Here is an 18,555-nt window from a genome sequence, read left to right as displayed (position 1 = left end):
GTTCACCCGCGAATACGTTGGCGGCGGCAACGGTGAACGGGGGGTGGAGATTGGCCAGCAGGCCTGGCCCTTTAGCGGGTAAACCAGCTGGACGCCCCCCCCGATGCCTACACCGACTCGTCAGCCGGCCGCGCACCTTCCTGCACCAGCACCATGCTCTGCGGCGAAGACAGTGGAATGCCTTCATCACGCAACCGGCCAAGAATGGTGAACAGAAGGTCGCTGCGGGTGCCGGACACCTGTCGCGGCCCGGCCACGTAGCCACTCACACCAATCACCATACCGCTGGCCGTCAGGTCCTTGAATGACACCGAGGCAGCGGGCGCGTCCAGAATCGCCTCATGCTCATGGTAAGCCGCCAGCAGCAACTCCCGCACACGGTTGGCATCAGTCTCCAGCGGCAGAGTCAGGGTAATGCTGACCACGCCCAGCGCATTGCCCATGGTCACGTTGCGCACGTTCTGCGAGATGAACTGCGAGTTGGGCACGATCACCGTGGAACGGTCAGACATCTGGATCTCGGTGGCGCGCACATTGATGCGGCGGATATCGCCCTCGACACCCGCCAGGCTGACCCAGTCGCCTACCTTGACCGGGCGCTCGGTCAGCAGGATCAGGCCGGAAATGAAGTTCTGCACGATCTGCTGCAAACCGAAACCGATACCGACCGACAGGGCACTGACCACCCAGGTCAGGCTGGTGAGGTTGATGCGCAAGGTCGACATCACCAGCATGGCCAGGAACAGGAAACCCAGGTAGCCCACCAGGGTTACCAACGAGGCCCGCATGCCGGCGTCCATGTCGGTTTCCGGCAGCAGACGATCGCTTAGCCAGCGCTTGACCACACGGATGGCGAACAGGCCGCCGAGGAAGATCGCCAGGGCCAGCAGGATGTCCTGCGGAACGATGTTCAGGTTGCCGAGTAGCTTGCCCCCGGTCCCATCCCAGTCGCCAAGGCTCAGCAGCAATTCGCTGGGGCTGGTGCCTGACGGCATCAACACCAGCAACAGCGCCAGGAACAGCACGATGGTGCGGCCGACACCGGCCAGTATGGTGCTGACCTGCGCCTGGTGACGAGGCGCCAGGCCCAGGGTCGAGGCCAGTGCCAGGCCACCGGGCTGGCGGGGCGACAGCAGGGTTTCGCACAGGTCGCCGAGGAAGGTGGTCAGCAAGTAGGCACAGGTGATCACCAGGCTGACCCACAACAGCTTGGCGGTGAGGAAATAGGCGAGTGTCAGGTAGCCGGTGAACAGTGCCAGCAGAATCAACGTCAGCCAGATGACCATCACGAACGGGATCAGCCCGGCCAGGCCCGTCGGGCGCTGCAGGTCATGCTTGCGCAGGGTGCGGCGATAACACAGCAGCGCGCTGGCAAAGGTGGACGCCACCACCAGCGCGGTCAGCCCGTTGACGGCCACCGTCAGCGCCAGACTGACGCCGATCACGCTGTTCATGCGCTCCATGGTCATCATGACCATCAGTGCCAATGCCAGCACCTTCGGGAACCAGCCCAACGCACTGGCGACTTGGTCGTGGATCGCCGGCAGCCGCCAGGACGGGCGCTGCAGCATCAGCATGGCGCGGCCCAGGCCGGTAATGAAGGCACTGAACACTACCAGGGTGAGGATGTGGTTGGTCAGGCTGGCGATGTCCGAACCCAATTGCGCATTGCTTTCCAGCCCCCAGCGCAGCAACGAAACCGAGCCGGCGATGGTACCCAGGGTTGCCAGGCTAACGCCCAGAGCCAAGGCGCTGCGGCGCAGGCGGCCGTCGGGCAACCAGCGGACCATGGCACTGGCCAGCATGCGTTCAAGCACGCGCCGCACCAACGTCCACACCAGAATCGCTGCCACCAGGCTGGCAACGAACTGCCAGCGGTTTTCGGCGCTGAAGGCGCTGCCGATGGCATCGGCCGCCTCGCCGCGCAAGTCACGCAGGCGCGCCACGTCATCCTGGGTAGGGCGGATGATGCTCTGCCAGAACGCCGGGCTCAGCGGCGAGGCTGCACGGCTGGTGATTTGCGAGTTGAACTGGCTGCGGCGCAGGTTGACGATTTGCGTGGACAGGTCGCGGGCCGACTGGGTCAGCTTGGTGGCCTGATCCTGCTGGGCTACCAGCGCCTTTTTCTCGGCCTCCAGCGCTTTGCGCTGCTGTGTCAGGGTAGCGGCCTCATCCGGCTGAGCCGGGCCGATGACCTTCAGCTGGTCGTCGAGCCTTCCCACATCGGCAGTGCGCTGTGCACTCAATGCATCAGCTTGACGCTGAACCTGCATCGCTGCGAGGCGCAGTTGCGACAGCGCGTCGTCGTTGGCGTCGCTGGTGACGCCCTGGCGGATGAGGTCCAAGTGGTCGCTCAGCTGTTCGAGGCTGGCGTTTTCGTCCAATGCTGGCGCTTCGGCAGCCGCCAGATTGGACAATGGCGTGGCTGGGGCCGACCAGGCCGGGCTGGCAAGTACCAGCATCAGGGCCAGCAGGACCAGCAGGCCCGGGCAATAACGGTCAAGGCTGACACGCCTCATCGAATATTCCTCTTAGCAATTCGATTTGGCGGGGGATTCTACGCGGCTTCGGGCAGTCAGGAGAGTGCCGTTTCTCGCTTCAGCAACTGCTGTTTGCGCTCCACGCCCCAGCGGTAGCCGCTGATATCACCATCCCGGCGTACCACGCGGTGGCAAGGGATGGCCACGGCAATAGGGTTGGCCGCGCAGGCCATGGCTACCGCCCGCACGGCCTTGGGGGCGCCAATGCGCGCGGCGATGTCGGTGTAGCTGACCCGGCTGCCGGCCGGCACCTCACGCAGCGCCTGCCACACCCGCTCCTGAAACGCGGTGCCTTGCACATCCAGCGGCAAGGCCAGGCCCAAAGCCGGCGCTTCGACGAAACCGATCACTTCGGCGACCAGCTGTTCGTAAGCGCTGTCACCGCCAATCAGGTGGGCCTTGGGGAACTGGTCCTGCAGATCGTGCAAAAGGGCCTCGGGGTCGTCACCCAGCAAGATTGCGCAGATGCCCTTGTCACTCTGGGCTACCAGTATTGCACCCAGCGAGCACTGGCCAAGGGCGAAGTGAATGGTTGCCCCGGCGCCGCCGGCGCGGTATTGCCGGGGGCGCATGCCCAGGCGCTGGTCGGCGCTTTCGTAGAAGCGGCTGTTGGAGTTGTAGCCGGCGTCGTAGATAGCATCGGTGACCGAACGCTGGCCATCTTCCAGGTGCGCACGCAGCCGCCGGGCACGGAAGGCCGTGGCATAGGCTTTGGGGGTGACCCCGGTTTCAGCCTTGAACAGCCGATGCAGGTGGAAAGGGCTGACGGCCAGCCGTGCACCGAGTTGGTCGAGGCTTGGCGCGGGGTCGCTAGCCTCGATCAAGCGGCAGGCATGGGTGACGAGCTGGCTGTGTCGGGTGGCACTGGCCTTGCTGATACAGCGTTTGCAAGCACGGTAGCCGGCAGCCTCGGCGGCCGCGGCGGTGTCGTAGAACTCGACGTTCATGCGCTTGGCCTGGCGTGATTTGCAGCCGGGGTGGCAGTAGACGCCGGTGGTACGTACGGCATAGACAAAGTGGCCCGTAGCGGCAGTGTCTCGGCACGCTACGGCTTGCCAGCGTTGGTCGGGGGTGGTGTACAGGTTCATCTATGATTCCCGGATATGTTGTTGCCTGTACAGGCGATGCAAAAACCTCAGGCCCGCCACAGGTACCAGGCCGCCACGGTACGAAACGGCCGCCAGGCGCCGCCCAGCGAGCGCATTTGTGCCGGTGTCGGCGCCTTCTCCAGCCCCTTGAGCCGCCGATACCCCTCGCGCACGCCAAAATCGTCCACTGGAAGAATGTCGGACCGCCCCAGGCTGTAGATCAGCAGCATCTCCACCGTCCACCGCCCTACTCCACGCAGCGCTACCAGGCGTTCGATCAACGCCTCGTCAGCCATGGTTAACGCCTGCTCCCGCGTGGGTACCAGGCCCTCCAGGGTGGCTTGAGCAATGCCCTGGACCGTCTCCAGCTTGCTCGCCGAAAAGCCGCAGGCACGCAGGGTTTCCGGGGTTACCGCCAGCAACTGCTCTGGCTGCGGAAAATCATCTGCCGGAAACAGCGCCAGCAACCGCCCCAGGATCGCCTCGGCGGCACGGGCGTGCAGTTGCTGGTAGGCAATCGCCCGCACCAACGCCTCATAAGGCTCACGTCCCGGCGTAGCCTGGTGCAGGCAGGGCCCGATCGCTGCGATGTGCCGCGACCAGTCCGGGTCGAGTGCTGCCAGGTGCCGTGTGGCCTCGCGATAGGCCTCGGGCGAAAGGTCGGCCAGCATCATGGCACCTCCATCAAATCGATTGCAGGTCCAGCTTAGCGCAGCCGTTCATCGGGCAAACGCCGGTTCTTGCGCAGCTAATCTTAGGCATGCCATTGCTCGGCGCCATCTTCCCCGCATAGAATTGAGAACCATTCACAATCGCAAACATCACTGGACTGGGCCTTCTCTACGATGCAGATCAACGACACGCTCAAGCCAACCGAGGTTGCTCTGCTCTACCAGTCTCACCATGCCTGGTTGCGTGGTTGGTTACGCAGCCGGATCGGTTGCAGTGAACATGCCGCAGACCTGGCCCAGGATACCTTCGTGCGGTTGTTGCGCGCCCGCCAGGTGTCGCCGCTCAAAGAACCGCGCGCCTACCTTAGCAGCATCGCCCGCGGCTTGATGATCGACCAGTTCCGCCGCCGTGCGCTGGAGCGGGCCTACCAGGAAAGCCTGGCTCACCTGCCCGAAGCAGAAGTGCCCAGCGAAGAGGATAAGCTTGTCATCCTCGATAGCCTGGAACGCCTCGACCGCGCCTTGCACCAGTTGAAACCGCGCGTGCGCCAAGCGTTCCTGCTGGCCCAGCTAGACGGTTTGAGCATCGCGCAGGTTGCCCAACGTCTGGAGGTGTCCAGGGCCACCGTTGAACGCGACCTGGCCAAGGCCCTGGGCGTCTGCTACCGGTTGCGCTATGCCGATGCCTGATGATACGCCCGCACAGGCTCAGGTCGATCAGGCCATCGACTGGCTGGTGAAGCTGCGTTTCGACAGCCCCAGCCCGCGCACCGAGCAGCAGTTTCAACACTGGCTGGCCAGCCACCCACACAACTGCCTGGCCTGGCAGCGGGTCAGTAATCTGGGCGATGAACTGGCCGGGCTGCCCAAGGACCTGAGCCGGCGCACCCTGGACGCGAGCCAGCCCCCCAAAGCCAGCCGCAGGGACCACCTGAAGTTGTTGGGGCTGTTGGCTGTGGGCGGCAGCCTGGGCTGGGCCGCGCGCGAACCGCTAGGCCTGCCACAACTGCTGGCCGACACCAGCACCGCCACAGGCGAACGGCGCCAATGGCAAGGCAGTGACGGCAGCCGTATCCGGCTCAACACCGCCAGTGCCATCGACTTGCACTACAGTGCGGAACAACGCCAGCTGAAACTGATCCATGGCGAGGTCAGCCTGGACAGCAACCCCAACGACAACCGCCCGTTCCACATCGCCACCCGTGTCGGCCCGCTGACCACCTTCGATGGCCAGCTGTTGCTACGCGAAAACGGCCAGGGCCTGCTGCTGTCGGTGCGTCGTGGTGAAGTCACGTTGTTCCCTGCCTTGGCCTCAGCGAGGCAAGTGCTGCCAGGTGAAACCCTGCAAGTCGGAACCAACGGCAGCATTCAGGCCAGAACGCTGCACAACGACCCCTGGGGCTGGACCGAAGGTGTACTCAGCGTGCAGCAGATGCCACTCGCCGAGTTTGTTACCGAACTTGGCCGCTACCGACCGGGCCTGCTGCGCTGCGCTCCAGAAGTGGCGGGCTTGAAGGTTTCAGGCACCTATCAGTTGGCTGACACCGGGCAAATCCTGCAACTGCTCACCCGCAGCCTGCCCGTGCGGGTCGAGTACAGGACGCGCTATTGGGTAAGCATCGGCGCGGCGTAAAGGGATATCACTGCGCCACAGCCCGCATCCGCCCACGTCGCCGGTATGACTGCCTGGCAAAGCACACGAACAGCCCGGCCATCAGCGCCAGCGCCATGGGCAAACCGTGGGGCGCGACATTCATGGCTGCCCCACTGACCAGCGGCCCTACCAGGCTGCCCACACCCCACAGCAAGCCCACACTGGCATTGGCAGTGACCAGGTCCTGGCCCTTGAAGCGCTGCCCGATCAGCACCAGCGCCAGGGTATAAATGCCACCCGCCACCGCGCCCAGCACTACCAACAGCGGCCACAGCAGCCAGGTCAGATTCAGCAGCCAGGGCAAACCGATGCCGATCACCATCGCCACCAGTCCGCACGTCAGGTGCAAACCGGTGCGCTCAACCCGGTCGGCCAACCAGCCCAGCGGCAGCTGGAACAGCATGTCGCCGGCAAACACCACCGTCACCATCAATGCCGCCACGCCAACGGCAAAGCCATGGCTGGTGGCGTACACCGGCAGCAGCGACAGCACCACGGCATCGAAGAACGAGAAGAACAGCACCGCCATGCACAACGCCGGAGCCACCCGGAAGAACCCGGCCAGGCCGAAGCTTTTTTCGCCCTCTTCGTGCTCGACATGGTCGTTGGGCACGGTCAGCACGATGCACAGCAACGCCAGCCCATAACAGACCGTGACGACACCCGTGATCCAAGGGCTATCGGCGCCCAGCACTGCCAGCATGGCCGGGCCGAGCACCTGAAAGCCCGTAAAGCTGGTGGCGTACAGGGCCATGATCTTGCCGCGGTTATGCTCGGGGCACAATTCGTTGACCCACGACTCGCCAAGGATGATGGCGATCCCCATGCCAAGCCCCAGGCCCAGACGCAGCAGCGCCAGCAGCCACAACGAGCCGAACGCCGACTCGAGCAAGGCGATGCTGACCGTGCACAGGCTGAAACACAGCAGATAAATGGTGCGGCGGGTGAGATGGCGGCAGCAGACGTCGACCAGAAAAGCAGAGAGCATCATGCCGGCGGCAGGGATGGCCGAGATGATGCCGATTTCCAGTGTGCTCGCCCCCGCTTCATGCAGGCGCAACGACACCAGTGGCAAGCTGGCCCCCAAACTGAAACCCACGACAGAAACGGCGAACAACAGGCCCGCCAATAAACGCATGTTCATGTACCACTCCTGGCAAACCGAAAAGACGTGCAGAAACAGGCGCGCACGCCGGGACGGCGAGCGACGCGAAAGCGCAGATCAGTTCAGGCGAGGTGTGGCGAGAAGGTGAAGGCAAACAGCACGCTGCGGCGGCGCTTGAGCACCGTGTCACTCGGCCATGCACGACGCAGTGCCTGGAGGGCAGGCTGGCGGGCGTGTGGGAGGGACTGGGTACGGCGCATTGCTTTGGCTACTACGCAGGTGATTGAAAAAGAGGCGGCACTCTAGCCACCTCCGGGAGGCGAGTCAATTGCCCGGGGGCCTGGCAGAGGCCCCCGGCGCTCAGCGTTTACCTGTACTTGGCAGGAACACCGCCAACAACCCGAACAATGGCAGGAACGAGCACAACCCGTACACATACTCGATACCACGCAGGTCTGCTACGTACCCCAACAGCGCAGCGCCAATGCCACCAAAGCCGAACATCAGGCCGAAGAAGATCCCGGCAATCATGCCCACGCTGCCCGGCACCAGTTCCTGCGCATACACCACGATCGCGGAAAACGCAGAAGCCAGGATAAAGCCGATCACCACGCTCAGTACTGTGGTCCAGAACAAATCGGCATACGGCAGCGCCAGCGTGAACGGCGCCACGCCCAATATTGAAAACCAGATGACTGCCTTGCGCCCGATACGGTCACCGATCGGCCCGCCAAAGAAGGTGCCCGCCGCCACCGCGCCGAGGAACAGGAACAGGTGCAGCTGCGAGCTGGCCACCGACACACCGAACTTCTCGATCAGGTAGAACGTAAAGTAGCTGGTGAAGCTGGCCATGTAGAAATACTTGGAGAACACCAGCAGGCCCAGCACGATCAACGCCGCAATGACCCGATTACGCGAAATGCCGTGGGTAGCCTGAACCGCCTTGCGCGCCTTGGCCTGATTGAGGTGCTCCTTGTACCAGCCGCGCAGCATCAGGGTGACGCCGAGGAAGAACAGCCCAGCCACGCCGAACCACGCCACATGGGTCTGGCCGAACGGAATGACGATGGCCGCTGCCAGCAGCGGGCCCAGAGCGGAACCGGTGTTGCCACCGACCTGGAAGGTCGATTGGGCCAGGCCGAAGCGCCCGCCCGAGGCCAACCTTGCAATACGCGAGGTTTCCGGGTGGAAGGTCGACGAGCCGATGCCCACCAGCGCCGACGCCAACAGGATCATCGGAAAGCTGCCAACGAAGGCCAGCATCACAATCCCCACCAAAGTACACAGGGTGCCTAGCGGCAGCAGATTTGGCGTGGGCCGGCGATCGGTGAAGAAGCCGACCCAAGGCTGCAACAGCGAGGCGGTGATCTGGAACGTCAGGGTGATCATGCCGATCTGGGCGAAGCTCAGGTCGTAGTTGGCCTTGAGCATCGGGTAGATCGCCGGCAGCACCGACTGGATCAGGTCGTTGATCAAGTGCGCCAAGGCGCAGAAACCGATGATACGCATCACCAACGGCGTGGCTTGGCTTGCCGCTACCGGGGTGGGTGCGGTGGAGGCACTACTGGTGGCCATTTACCTAAATCTCCGTCCTCAGGTTTGGGATCCGATTATCGGGAAACAAATAGATACATAGCTACCTTTTTATTCGCCTGTTGCCACACGCTTGAAAACGACTGCATCTGGTGCAGGGCACTCGCTTGCAGATAGCCCGCCATGCAGGGCGAGCAGCGGATGGTCTCGGCGGGTGTGCGGCGCCTTCTACCTCGACCGGCGTGGCCAAAGCCTGCAATCCCTGGCTGCAACCCAGCAGCTGCAGTTGCTGGACGTGCGCGGGCACTGGCTTCTGGTGCACTGAAACCGGGGCTGGCCGCTAAGTTTTTGAAAGCGTGCAAATTTTTTTTGAAATGAGTGTTGACAGAGGGGGCGTTCAAGAGAATAATGCGCGCCATCGGCTACATAGCTCAGTTGGTTAGAGCATAGCATTCATAATGCTGGGGTCCGGGGTTCAAGTCCCTGTGTAGCCACCAAACAAGACGAAGGGCTTACCGCAAGGTAAGCCCTTTTTCTTTGCCTGCAAAAAAGTTCGCTGACACCAGCGTAAAACCCTTCCAGCAGCAGCCTCGAATCTCAGCTTGGCTACTGCAATCGCCGCCTCAACGCATTCCGGTCACCGCCACAGCCAGGCCAAGCCCGATCAATGCCAGACCAATGGCCCGGTCCACCAGCACTTGCCGCTCGATCATCGCCTTGCGCAATGCCGTACTGGAGAAAAATACTGCCACCAGGCTGAACCACAGCCAATGGGCAACGGACATGAACGCACCGTAGGCGAAGTTCAGCGTCAACGGGCTGCCAGGCTGTACCACCTGGGTGAAGGCACTGATGACAAACAACATGGTCTTGGGGTTGAGGGCATTGGTCAGAAAGCCGGTGCGCAGCGCTTGCAGTACGCCGGCAGCGGACCGGCCAACTCCGTCCAGGCTGATGCGCCGGGTGTTGGTCAATGACTTGTACCCCAGGTAGATCAGGTAGCCCGCACCCAGCACTTTCATGATCAGGAACAGCGCCGGGCTCTGGCTGATGATTACGGCAATGCCCAACACCGTGTACAACACATGCACCTGCACCCCCAGGGCGATGCCTACGGCAGCAGTCAGCCCGGCCTTGCGCCCCTGTGCATAACTGCTGCGGGTGACCATGGCGAAGTCTGCGCCGGGGCTTATGACGGCGAGCAAGGTGAACAGGGCGACGGCAATGAGTTCGGTCATGCTGAGGGCTCTCGATAGGCGATGGAAATGCACAGACCGCCAATTATCGAGCGCTTACCGACGCTGAAAAATCGATTTATGCTGAGATAAATCTGATAGTTTTTTTCACAGACATTTACAGCCTGCCTGGGCCTCTTCGCGGGTAAACCCGCTCCCACATGCCACCTATTTACCCGCGAAGAGGCCGGCACAGCTGAACCGGGATATCATGAAACTGCCGCCACTCAACGCCTTCCGCTACTTCGACATCGCCGCCCAGACCGAGAGCTTCGTGCGCGCCGCCGAGCACTTGCACGTCACTCACGGCGCGGTCAGCCGTCAAATACGCCTGCTGGAAGAAAGCCTTGGTGTGGAACTGTTCGAGCGCCGCAACCGGGCCATTTTCCTCACCCCCGCCGGCCGTGCCCTGCAAGGCACCACCCAGGCGATCTTCGAGCAGCTGGAGGGTGCCGTGCAGCGTTTGCAGCACCAGGTCCGCGACAATGTGCTTGTGCTGTCCTGCGAGCCGACCATCGCCATGCGTTGGCTGATCCCGCGCTTACCGAGATTCCATGCCGCCCACCCCGACCTTCAGTTGCACCTGGTAGCCGCAGGCGGCCCGCTGGACTTCGCCCGCAGCGGTATCGACCTGGCAATTCGCCGCGACGACTTCCACTGGGACAACCAGCTGTACAGCCAGAAAATCTGCGACGAATGGATCGGCCCGGTTTGCCACGCCGCCTCCCCTGCCCTCCTTGAAGGCCAACGGCTGCTGCACAGCGCCACCCGTCCCACTGCCTGGCCCACCTGGCTGCGGCTGAGCGGCCAGCAGACGAGACACAGCGAACGCAGCGACTACGAACATTTCTACCTGTCGATTCAGGCCGCCAGCGCCGGCCTGGGCCTGGCCATTGCCTCAGCCCTGATGGTGCGCGACGAACTCGACAGCGGGCAGTTGCAGGCGCCGTACGGTTTTGTGCGCGATGGCTCGGCCTACCACCTGCTCAGCCCACAGCCCCTGCCCGACAGCGACAAGTGCCAGCGCTTCGCCGAGTGGATAATGGACGAATGCCGGGGTTGCCTGGCTCATTTGGGCTTGATGCAGAACGACGACCCGGCACTGCCATCGCCACCCCAGGTGCGATAGCCGGCGGTATCCACATGAATGCGGCCTGATGGGTAGCGGCCCAGGCCCATGTTCCAGGCTTGGCCGTGCTGCTGCCAGAAACGGCACAGCGGATTGGGATCGGCCCACGCCGGCAGCAGTATGTCGACGGCGAACGCGCGGGTATGCGCACTGTTGGCTGCCCCGCCCGCACAGGCGTTCAGACGCGGCTCACGGTAAGCCGAAACCACCTCGAACTGGCGCAGGATGCCTTGGTCGTCGAGTGCATTGATCAACGCGAGGGTCGAGCGTACAGCCGCCCAATTGGCGGGGGGCGGTACGGCGAAAGGCGATGCGCTGCACTGTCTCCAGTCCGATGCCGAGCGCAGCAACTGGTGAATTGGCACTACACCGTAAAGCCGGGCATCTACCAGCATTTCACGGAAGGGGCGGGTTTGATGATCACCCGCCCACTGGGCGAACATCCACACGTCGCGCTCGTCTGCGTGGGCCGCGCTTGCTACACACAGGCCCGCTGCCAGAAGCAGTTTTCTCATTTTTTATCCGTCCCTGCCGAGAACAAAGCCTGCGCGCCCGGGTACACCCCTGCAAAGTCAGTCTTCGAACAGGGTGCAGGCCATCACCAGGGCGTCTTCACGGCCGCCGGCGATCGGATAATAGTCGCGGCGACGGCCAATTTCGTTGAAACCGTAACGTTCGTATAAACGATAGGCCGACTGATTGCTGGCGCGCACTTCCAGGAAGCATTCGCGGCCATTGAGCTGATAGGCCCGGGCCATCAGGTGCTCGAGCAGACGCAGGCCCAGGCCGCAGCCTTGGTTTTCCGGTTTTACGGTGATGTTGAGCAGGTGCGCTTCGTCGATGATCACGTTGATCACGCCATGACCCACTTGCTGCTGGCCGTCGAACATCAGCCAGACTTCGTACGATTTGAGCGCATCCTGAAAGATTCCACGGGTCCAAGGATGACTGAACGCGGCATATTCGATCTTAAGTACGGCATCCAGATCCGCCTCGGTCATCGGGCGGAAGCTGATTGAGTCACTCATTCAACGCTCTTCCAGCGCGCCATCAGCTGGCGCATGGCTTTCCAGACGTCCGCCTTGCGTTGCGGCTCGTCCATCAACAGTTCAAGGCCCGGCAATGCCCAGGCGTCGCCCAGGCTGTCAAGCGTCAGGGTTTGGTAGTAGGCCTCGGCGTCGGCATTGGCGGCAAAACGCAATGCAGGCAGGCCGACCAGCCACAGACAGGTACACGGGGCGTCTTCCAGGCGGGCCTGAACGAAGCCCTGGACGAAATCGCGCGCAGCCTCCGGCCCCTGGTCCATGTTGCCGCGCACCAGCAGTGGCCAGCGAACCGGCTCGCCGATGATCTGCGGGGCGTCGGGCAGGCCGGCGGCGCGCAGCATGTCCTTGAGCAGCAGGTAGGAGGGGTCGCGGCTTTGGAACGGCTGGCCGGTGGCCAGCTCCACCAGCAGCAAGCAACTGCCGGCGCGCAACAACTGCAGCGAGAAGCGCGGTGGCGGCACGGGCACCGGGCGCGGAGCTGCGGGCTCTGGTGCTTCGGCGGGTTTGACGGCGGGTTTGGGCATACTGCCCGGCCGCGGGATCTCGATTTTCGGCCGCTCGCCGGAACGGGCCTGGGGGATGACGGGCGTTTCGTTGGTTGCCGACGCCGGCCGGACTTCGAAATCGATGTCCTCGACCGGCGCAACCGGCAGCAGCAGTTCGGGCCGCGACGGTGCGGCGAACGGCAGCTCGGCGCGCGGCAGCCAGTGCACCACTTGCATGGCGGAAAGGTAGGCGCGGCGACGGGGTTCGGTCAGCAAGGGGCGGGTATCCGAGGGGGTGACGGCAATTGGGCATTCTAACGTGTACGCCGTGGTTTTTGCAGCGCCTATCAGACCGAGCGCCGCCCGCGCGGCGCATCGCGAGCTACGCTCGCTCCTACGTTTGTTTCGGGCCAATTATTCCTGTGCCATTTGCGCGCGAACGCCTTGGCGCATGGCGCAATATCACGTCTTACAAACAAGGCGGTCGCGCGCGCCCGTCACAGGCGTTACTGGCCCGAAACAAACGTAGGAGCGAGCGCAGCTCGCGATGCCGCGCGGGCGGCGCTCGATCTCGACCCCACCCTCACCCCCCGCCATACACCTACACACCACAGAATATCGCGTCGTACAAACAAGGCGGTCGCGCACGCCTGCCACAGACATTACTGGCCCGAAACAAACGTAGGAGCGAGCGCAGCTCGCGATGCGCCGCGCGGGCGGCGCTCGGTCTCCCAGGCGACGCACCTCTACCGCCATACCCTCAAGGCCACACCGCCTGGCATGACGTTGCGCAATGGCCGGGTGTGCTTGCCGTGGGTTTTTTGGGGGGGGCAGAAATCGAGCGCCGCCCGCGCGGCGCATCGCGAGCTGCGCTCGCTCCTACGTTTGTTTCTGGCCAGTAACGCCAGTGACAGGCGCGCGCGACCGTTTTGTTTGTACGACACAATATCGCGCCAAGCGCCAAGGCGCCCGCGCGCAAATCCCCCAGAAATAACTGGCCCGAAACAAACGAGCGAGCGCAGCTCGCGATGCGCCGCCCGGGCGGCGCTCGATCTCGCCCCCACCCTCAAACCCCCGCCATACACCTACACACCACAAGGTTATCCCTCATTACAGACCAAGGGGTAAAAACCACCCCCGCGAATGCAGTACAATCGCCCCCTTTTTCTTGGCAACGAGCCGAAGCCAATGATCGAACCCAAGCGCGTCCTGCGCGCCCTAGCCGAACACTGGGCCCTGATCGAGCCGCTGTGCGAGCGTTTCGACCAGGGCACCCTGAGCCTGGTCGAACTGCGCCAGCATGTCGCTCGCCAGCAGCTCGAAAGCACCCCGCAGGACATCACCCAGCTACTCGACGTTTGGATCCGCCTGGATATCCTGGTCCCGGTGGCCAAAAGCCCGAACCGTTTCGAGCTCAACGCGCAGATCCACGACTTCCTCGCCTACCTGCGCCGCGAACACCGGCTGGGCCTGTGCCTGGAGATCGAAGCCTACTTGCGCCACCTGGAGCGCCTGGCCGGGCACATCCAGGATGCCTTCGACAACCGCGACAGCGACGACCTGGCACGCCAGCTGCGCCTGCTCGACATGCGCGTGCGCGATGTGCTGAAAAAGCTCGACAACGACGAGCAGGCGCTGGTGGCCGTGGCCGAACGGGCCAAGACCAGCAACCGCCAGATTCCGCTGCGCCAGCGTTATGCCGAAGTACTGGCCACCTGGGACGAATACGTCGAGCCGATGATCCAGCTGGTCAACGCCGACGGCGCCTTCGAGCAAGGTGTACGCAAGGTCGAGACCGTGCTGCTGAAACTGCTGGGCGAACAAGCGCGCCTGGGCCACCTGGTCGACGACGACATGCTGCTGCGCACCCACGCGCGCATCCTGGAAATGCAGACCAACGCCCAGTTGACCCTGCGCCACGCCCGCGAACTGCTGCTGCCGCTGCGCGAAGAAGCCCGCCGGCACAACGCCGTGACCCGCGGCGCCGCGCTAGCCCTGTCGGTGATCAGACGCAAGGGCATCGATGCCGTGCCGCAAGCGGCCATGCCGATGTTCACCCGCCCGCAAAGCACCTTCCTTGGCAGCGCCAGCCAGGTCGAGGCCTACGTTTACGCACTGGCCCGCTTCGAGCCCAAACCGGCGCGCTTCCCCAAAGCCCACAAGACCCAGTCCGACGCCCTGCCCCGTGCTCCGCGCACGGTCAAGGAAATGACCGAACGCTGCGAACAGGCCCTGCCACTGCCCGACCTGATGGTCTGGCTGCTGGAGCAGGAGCCCGAAGGCGCCACCGATGAGCTGCTGTACTGGTTCTCGCGTCTGTCGCGGGAAAAGCGCTTCAAGCGCGAACGCCTCGACCGCCGCGAATACACAACTCAGGAACACCTGGTCAGCCTGCGTTCGTTCGCCCTGACCTCCAGCCGCGAAGACGCCCCCAGCGCGCCTACCGAACCCAACGCGAGCCCAGCCCATGCATCTTGATCTTTCCGAACTGTCCCAGCTCGCGCCGATCTTCCGCGAGCTGTTCAAAGGCTTCCACATCAGCCGGCGCGACCCTGAGCTGTACGCCCAGCTGTCGAACTTCCAGGACCAGTACCGCACCCTGTTCAAGGCCCTGGGCTTCGAGCTGGTATGCGACACCCGTGGTTTCTACTACTTCGTGCCGGACATGACCGCCGCGCAGGTCAACAAGACCGCGCAGCGCCTGTCGCTGTTCACCTTCATTCTGGTCGAGCACCTTGCTGACCAGGGCCGCGACCCGATGGCCGTGCTCGACGGCGGTAGCATCGGCCGCGACGAACTGCCCTCGCTGCTGGACAAGTACCGCGACCTGTTCCTGCAGGCCGAAGTGCAGACCGTGGACGAGCTGGAAGAAAAAATCCTGCGGCGCATGACCCAGCTCGGCTTCGCCCATGAGGAAGGCGGCATCTACCGCTTCCTGCCGCCCATGCACCGCTTCCTCGATGTGTGCCTTGCAGTGCAGCAGGACCGCGACCTGGCCGCCACCCTGCACAGCGACCTGCCGCTGCCGACCCCGGTACTGGTCGAGGAAGAAAGCGCCGAAGAACTCAACCGCACCGACGACCCGCTCGACCTCACGCCTTTCCAGGGCGAGGAAAGCGAAGAGGACGCCCTGGCCCGGGCCATCCGCGAAGAGCAACAGGAGATTGACGCATGAGCCAGGAACGCTACGGCATCCGCCGCTTCGCATTGCTCAACACCGCCGGCTACAGCCTTGGCCTGTTCCCGCTGGAGCACCCGCTGTCGGTATACGGCGCCAACAACCTGGGTAAATCGGCGTCGATCAACGCCCTGCAGTTCCCGATCCTGGCACGCATGTCGGACATGAGTTTCGGCAAATACAGCCTTGAGCAGTCGCGCCGCTTCTACTTCGCCAGCGACACTTCGTACATTCTCTGCGAACTGAGCCTGCCCCACGGCCCGCACGTGATCGGTGTGGTCGGGCGCGGTCCGGGCGGCGGTTTCGGCCACCAGTTCTTCGCCTACAAGGGCGAACTGGACCTGGCCCACTACCAGAAGAACGACACCTGCCTGCGTCAGAAAGAGCTGTTCACCAACCTTGAACGCCTGGGTATCAAGGCTTACGAACTGAAGCCGGACGAACTGCGCCGACTACTGGTGGGCGGCCACACCTCGGTGCCGCTGGACCTGACCATGATCCCGCTGCGCTCCACCAGCGAGCAAAGCCTGAAAACCTTCCGCGCGCTGTTCATCAATCTGCTGCACATGCGTGAAATCACCGCCGCCAAACTCAAGCAACTGTTCCTCGACGCCTTCGAGCACAGCCTGCGTTCGGGCAGCGTCGACTACATCGCTGCGTGCGAGGAAGCCTTCCGCGACGTACGCCGCATGGAGCAGGACTACAACGCCCTGGTCGCTGCCGGCCCGCTGGTCGAGGCCCTGGCCGGCGGTGTGGCCCAGCGGGACATCCTGCGTGGCAAGCTGCACCGCATTTCGCCTGTGCTCGACACCCTGCTGGGCACCTGGCAGGAATACGCCATGGCGCGCAAGGAAGAGCTGGTCATCCAGTCCGAGCACTACCGTGGTGAGCAGGACCGCCTGCAAAACGACCAGCGCGGCGGCACCCAGGAGCTGATGCGCCTGGAGCGTGAAATCAGCGGTATCCAGCGCTGGCTAGGCGAGCTGTCGGTGCTCAAGCACCGCTTTGCGCTGGTCGACGACGTCAAGGTGCTGGAACAGCAACTGCTGGCGGCCAAAGACGCCCACGACGAACTGGCCGGTGCTCTGGCCCAGTCACGACAGTTCAGTGCCGAAGACCTCGACGAGCGCGTACGCGACCTGGAAAAACGCCTGAAGCAGGTCAAGCAGCAGCTGGATCACGCTGACAACAACAGCTACGCCCGCCTGCGCGAAGAGTTCTCGCAACAGGACGTGGACCGCCTGATGCGCCTGTTCAACGGCGCATTGTTCAGCCTGCCGCTGGGCGACCGCGGCATCGAGCTGGACGATAGCGACCTGTGGGTGAAGTCGCTGGAAGCGGTGCTCGACGGCTTCAAGGGCGAGCGCTTCGAGGCCCCCGGCCTGGCCATCGATCTGACCCACATCGACCCGCCGGCCCTGCAGGCCCTGGCCGACCGCGCCGCCCTGCGCGACCAGAAAGAGCGCCTGGAAAAAGAGCTCAAGCAGCTAAAAACCCAGCAGGCCGTGGCCGCCGACCGCTCCGCCTCCAAAGCGCAGACCGAAACCCTGTACCAGGAAGTGCTGGACGCGCAGAAGGCGCTGGAAGACTTCCGCCGCAGCCAGACCCTCGCCGCCGAAGAGCCCGAGAAACTGGAACAGCTCTCGCAACTGGAAGCGGCCCAGGACGAACTCAAGCGCTCCAGCGACGCCTTCACCGAGCGCGTCCAGCAGCTGTCAGCCAAGTTGCAACTGGTCGGCCGCCAGCTCGGCGACCTCGAGTCCAAGCAGCGCACCCTGGAAGACGCCCTGCGCCGTCGCCAACTGCTGCCGGCCGACCTGCCCTATGGCACGCCATACATGGAAGCCATCGACGACTCGATGGACAACCTGCTGCCGCTGCTCAATGACTACCAGGACAGCTGGCAAGGCCTGCAGCGGGTGGACAATCAGATCGAGGCGCTGTACGCCCAGGTGCGCCTGAAGGGCGTGGCCAAGTTCGACAGCGAAGACGACATGGAACGCCGCCTGCAACTGCTGGTGAACGCCTACGCGCACCGTACCGATGAAGCCCTGACCTTGGCCAAGGCACGCCGCGCCGCGGTCACCGACATCGCCCGAACCCTGCGCAACATCCGCAGCGACTACGACAGCCTCGAGCACCAGCTGGCCCTGTTCAACCGCGAGATCAACAAGCGCCAGGTGTCCAACCTGGAAAGCTTCCGCGTGGTACTGGCGCCGAACAAGGAAGCGCTCAAGCACATCGACCAGATTATCCACAGTGCCGGTCAGTACGAAGAAGGCGAAACCCTGTCGGTCTTCGACCTGACCCAGAGTGCCGATCAGGACAACAAGAACGAGGAGGCCAAGGAGTACCTGGCACGGCTGGTAGCGGCCAACCACAACCAGCTGGGCCTGAAGGACCTGTTCGAGCTGGCGTTCGAGATCACCAAGGTCAATGGCCAGCCGGTCATCCACGCCGACATCGACGGTGCGGCGTCCAACGGCACCACCATGACCATCAAGGCGCTGACCAACATGTACCTGTTGCTGCACCTGATGGACCGTGACCTGGCCGGGCGCATTCGCCTGCCATACTACCTGGACGAAGCGGCAGACATCGACGAACGCAACCAGGCGGCACTGCTGGAGACCAGCCAGCAACTGGGCTTCGTGCCGATTCTGGCGAGCGTGAAACCACAGGTATCGGCACACGTTGCGATCGACCTGGAAGGTGGCAGCGGGCCGAACGGCATCTACATCGACGAGGCGGACTGGAAGTTCATCAGCCGGCTGGATGAAGTGAAGGCGGTTGTGCGTGAGGATCAGGCCGAGGAACTGGCCTGAGATAGCTGGGGCCGCTTTGCGGCCCTATCCTGCATGCGCTGATCCCTGTGGGAGCGGGCTTGCCAG

Annotated in this window: 15 protein-coding genes, 1 tRNA gene and 1 pseudogene; 8 read left to right on the top strand and 9 right to left on the bottom strand. The window is 63.5% G+C overall.

Annotated features, from left to right (window positions below):
• Nucleotides 1-107: 107 nt before the first annotated feature.
• From GST84_03610 to GST84_03600, 3 genes are read right to left on the bottom strand one after another with little or no spacing between them, the layout of a single operon-like run.
• Nucleotides 108-2,519, bottom strand: coding sequence for a DUF3772 domain-containing protein (locus GST84_03610; GenBank protein ID XGB11490.1), 2,412 nt, complete (start codon nt 2,517-2,519; stop codon nt 108-110).
• Nucleotides 2,520-2,575: 56 nt separating this feature from the next.
• Nucleotides 2,576-3,628, bottom strand: coding sequence for a bifunctional DNA-binding transcriptional regulator/O6-methylguanine-DNA methyltransferase Ada (gene ada / locus GST84_03605; GenBank protein ID XGB11489.1), 1,053 nt, complete (start codon nt 3,626-3,628; stop codon nt 2,576-2,578).
• Nucleotides 3,629-3,675: 47 nt separating this feature from the next.
• On the bottom strand, nt 3,676-4,302 hold the full coding sequence (locus GST84_03600) for a DNA-3-methyladenine glycosylase 2 family protein (GenBank protein XGB11488.1): 627 nt from the start codon (nt 4,300-4,302) through the stop codon (nt 3,676-3,678).
• 171 nt (nt 4,303-4,473) lie between these two features.
• Here GST84_03600 and GST84_03595 point away from each other — a divergent pair, with 171 nt between their 5' ends.
• Nucleotides 4,474-4,989: a sigma-70 family RNA polymerase sigma factor gene (locus tag GST84_03595; GenBank protein XGB11487.1), complete on the top strand. Its 516-nt coding sequence runs from the start codon at nt 4,474-4,476 to the stop codon at nt 4,987-4,989.
• Entirely contained in the window at nt 4,976-5,932 is a 957-nt protein-coding gene (locus GST84_03590; protein ID XGB11486.1) for a DUF4880 domain-containing protein, read from the top strand. Before GST84_03595 ends, GST84_03590 begins: the two co-directional genes overlap by 14 nt.
• 7 nt (nt 5,933-5,939) lie before the next feature.
• Here GST84_03590 and GST84_03585 read toward each other — a convergent pair whose 3' ends face one another.
• Together GST84_03585 and GST84_03580 are read right to left on the bottom strand one after the other, a co-directional pair.
• Nucleotides 5,940-7,097, bottom strand: a complete 1,158-nt coding sequence (locus tag GST84_03585; GenBank protein ID XGB11485.1) for an MFS transporter — start codon at nt 7,095-7,097, stop codon at nt 5,940-5,942.
• A 321-nt stretch (nt 7,098-7,418) separates the two neighbouring features.
• Nucleotides 7,419-8,633 carry an MFS transporter gene (locus GST84_03580; protein ID XGB11484.1) on the bottom strand — a complete coding sequence of 405 codons (1,215 nt, stop codon included), beginning with the start codon at nt 8,631-8,633 and terminating at the stop codon, nt 7,419-7,421.
• A gap of 166 nt (nt 8,634-8,799) precedes the next feature.
• Here GST84_03580 and GST84_03575 point away from each other — a divergent pair.
• Both GST84_03575 and GST84_03570 read left to right on the top strand, forming a co-directional pair.
• A pseudogene (locus GST84_03575) lies at nt 8,800-8,916 on the top strand (peptide ABC transporter substrate-binding protein).
• A gap of 95 nt (nt 8,917-9,011) precedes the next feature.
• Nucleotides 9,012-9,088: transfer RNA gene (locus tag GST84_03570), tRNA-Met, on the top strand.
• 126 nt (nt 9,089-9,214) lie between these two features.
• Here GST84_03570 and GST84_03565 read toward each other — a convergent pair.
• Nucleotides 9,215-9,829, bottom strand: a complete 615-nt coding sequence (locus tag GST84_03565; GenBank protein XGB11483.1) for a LysE family transporter — start codon at nt 9,827-9,829, stop codon at nt 9,215-9,217.
• 208 nt (nt 9,830-10,037) lie between these two features.
• Between GST84_03565 and GST84_03560 the strand changes: the two genes are divergently transcribed.
• Nucleotides 10,038-10,955 (top strand): LysR family transcriptional regulator, encoded by a 918-nt coding sequence (locus tag GST84_03560; GenBank protein XGB11482.1) that lies wholly within the window; start codon nt 10,038-10,040, stop codon nt 10,953-10,955.
• On the opposite strand, the gene GST84_03555 is transcribed toward GST84_03560, so the two are convergent.
• From GST84_03555 to GST84_03545, 3 genes are read right to left on the bottom strand one after another with little or no spacing between them, the layout of a single operon-like run.
• Nucleotides 10,895-11,470 carry a DUF882 domain-containing protein gene (locus tag GST84_03555; protein XGB11481.1) on the bottom strand — a complete coding sequence of 192 codons (576 nt, stop codon included), beginning with the start codon at nt 11,468-11,470 and terminating at the stop codon, nt 10,895-10,897. The two genes, GST84_03560 and GST84_03555, sit on opposite strands and share 61 nt — an antisense overlap.
• Before the next feature lie 57 nt (nt 11,471-11,527).
• The gene (gene rimI, locus GST84_03550) at nt 11,528-11,983 is read right to left on the bottom strand and encodes a ribosomal protein S18-alanine N-acetyltransferase (protein ID XGB11480.1); all 456 of its coding nucleotides are present in this window, start codon (nt 11,981-11,983) and stop codon (nt 11,528-11,530) included.
• Nucleotides 11,980-12,762, bottom strand: a complete 783-nt coding sequence (locus GST84_03545; GenBank protein XGB11479.1) for an energy transducer TonB — start codon at nt 12,760-12,762, stop codon at nt 11,980-11,982. Before GST84_03545 ends, rimI begins: the two co-directional genes overlap by 4 nt.
• Nucleotides 12,763-13,674: 912 nt before the next feature.
• Here GST84_03545 and GST84_03540 point away from each other — a divergent pair.
• Genes GST84_03540 through GST84_03530 form a run of 3 tightly spaced genes read left to right on the top strand, consistent with a single transcriptional unit; the run spans nt 13,675 to nt 18,489 of the window.
• Complete coding sequence (locus GST84_03540; protein XGB11478.1) at nt 13,675-14,964, top strand: hypothetical protein; 1,290 nt, start codon at nt 13,675-13,677, stop codon at nt 14,962-14,964.
• The gene (locus GST84_03535; protein ID XGB11477.1) at nt 14,954-15,661 is read left to right on the top strand and encodes a chromosome partitioning protein; all 708 of its coding nucleotides are present in this window, start codon (nt 14,954-14,956) and stop codon (nt 15,659-15,661) included. Before GST84_03540 ends, GST84_03535 begins: the two co-directional genes overlap by 11 nt.
• Nucleotides 15,658-18,489 carry a chromosome partitioning protein ParA gene (locus GST84_03530; GenBank protein ID XGB11476.1) on the top strand — a complete coding sequence of 944 codons (2,832 nt, stop codon included), beginning with the start codon at nt 15,658-15,660 and terminating at the stop codon, nt 18,487-18,489. Before GST84_03535 ends, GST84_03530 begins: the two co-directional genes overlap by 4 nt.
• Nucleotides 18,490-18,555: the final 66 nt, after the last annotated feature.

Source organism: Pseudomonas putida (genome assembly GCA_041879295.1).
GTDB classification, from domain to species: Bacteria; Pseudomonadota; Gammaproteobacteria; order Pseudomonadales; family Pseudomonadaceae; genus Aquipseudomonas; species Aquipseudomonas putida_Y.
The sequence above is the reverse complement of the archived record's forward strand: the minus strand, read 5'-3'. Positions and strand labels throughout refer to the sequence as shown.

Coding starts and splice junctions, on each gene's coding strand:
- GST84_03585 (XGB11485.1), bottom strand. CDS start 7,097: ATGAACATGCGTTTATTGGCGGGCCTGTTGTTCGCCGTTTCTGTCGTG.
- ada (XGB11489.1), bottom strand. CDS start 3,628: ATGAACCTGTACACCACCCCCGACCAACGCTGGCAAGCCGTAGCGTGC.
- rimI (XGB11480.1), bottom strand. CDS start 11,983: ATGAGTGACTCAATCAGCTTCCGCCCGATGACCGAGGCGGATCTGGAT.
- GST84_03610 (XGB11490.1), bottom strand. CDS start 2,519: ATGAGGCGTGTCAGCCTTGACCGTTATTGCCCGGGCCTGCTGGTCCTG.
- GST84_03590 (XGB11486.1), top strand. CDS start 4,976: ATGCCGATGCCTGATGATACGCCCGCACAGGCTCAGGTCGATCAGGCC.
- GST84_03540 (XGB11478.1), top strand. CDS start 13,675: ATGATCGAACCCAAGCGCGTCCTGCGCGCCCTAGCCGAACACTGGGCC.
- GST84_03580 (XGB11484.1), bottom strand. CDS start 8,633: ATGGCCACCAGTAGTGCCTCCACCGCACCCACCCCGGTAGCGGCAAGC.
- GST84_03535 (XGB11477.1), top strand. CDS start 14,954: ATGCATCTTGATCTTTCCGAACTGTCCCAGCTCGCGCCGATCTTCCGC.
- GST84_03600 (XGB11488.1), bottom strand. CDS start 4,302: ATGATGCTGGCCGACCTTTCGCCCGAGGCCTATCGCGAGGCCACACGG.
- GST84_03560 (XGB11482.1), top strand. CDS start 10,038: ATGAAACTGCCGCCACTCAACGCCTTCCGCTACTTCGACATCGCCGCC.
- GST84_03555 (XGB11481.1), bottom strand. CDS start 11,470: ATGAGAAAACTGCTTCTGGCAGCGGGCCTGTGTGTAGCAAGCGCGGCC.
- GST84_03565 (XGB11483.1), bottom strand. CDS start 9,829: ATGACCGAACTCATTGCCGTCGCCCTGTTCACCTTGCTCGCCGTCATA.
- GST84_03595 (XGB11487.1), top strand. CDS start 4,474: ATGCAGATCAACGACACGCTCAAGCCAACCGAGGTTGCTCTGCTCTAC.
- GST84_03530 (XGB11476.1), top strand. CDS start 15,658: ATGAGCCAGGAACGCTACGGCATCCGCCGCTTCGCATTGCTCAACACC.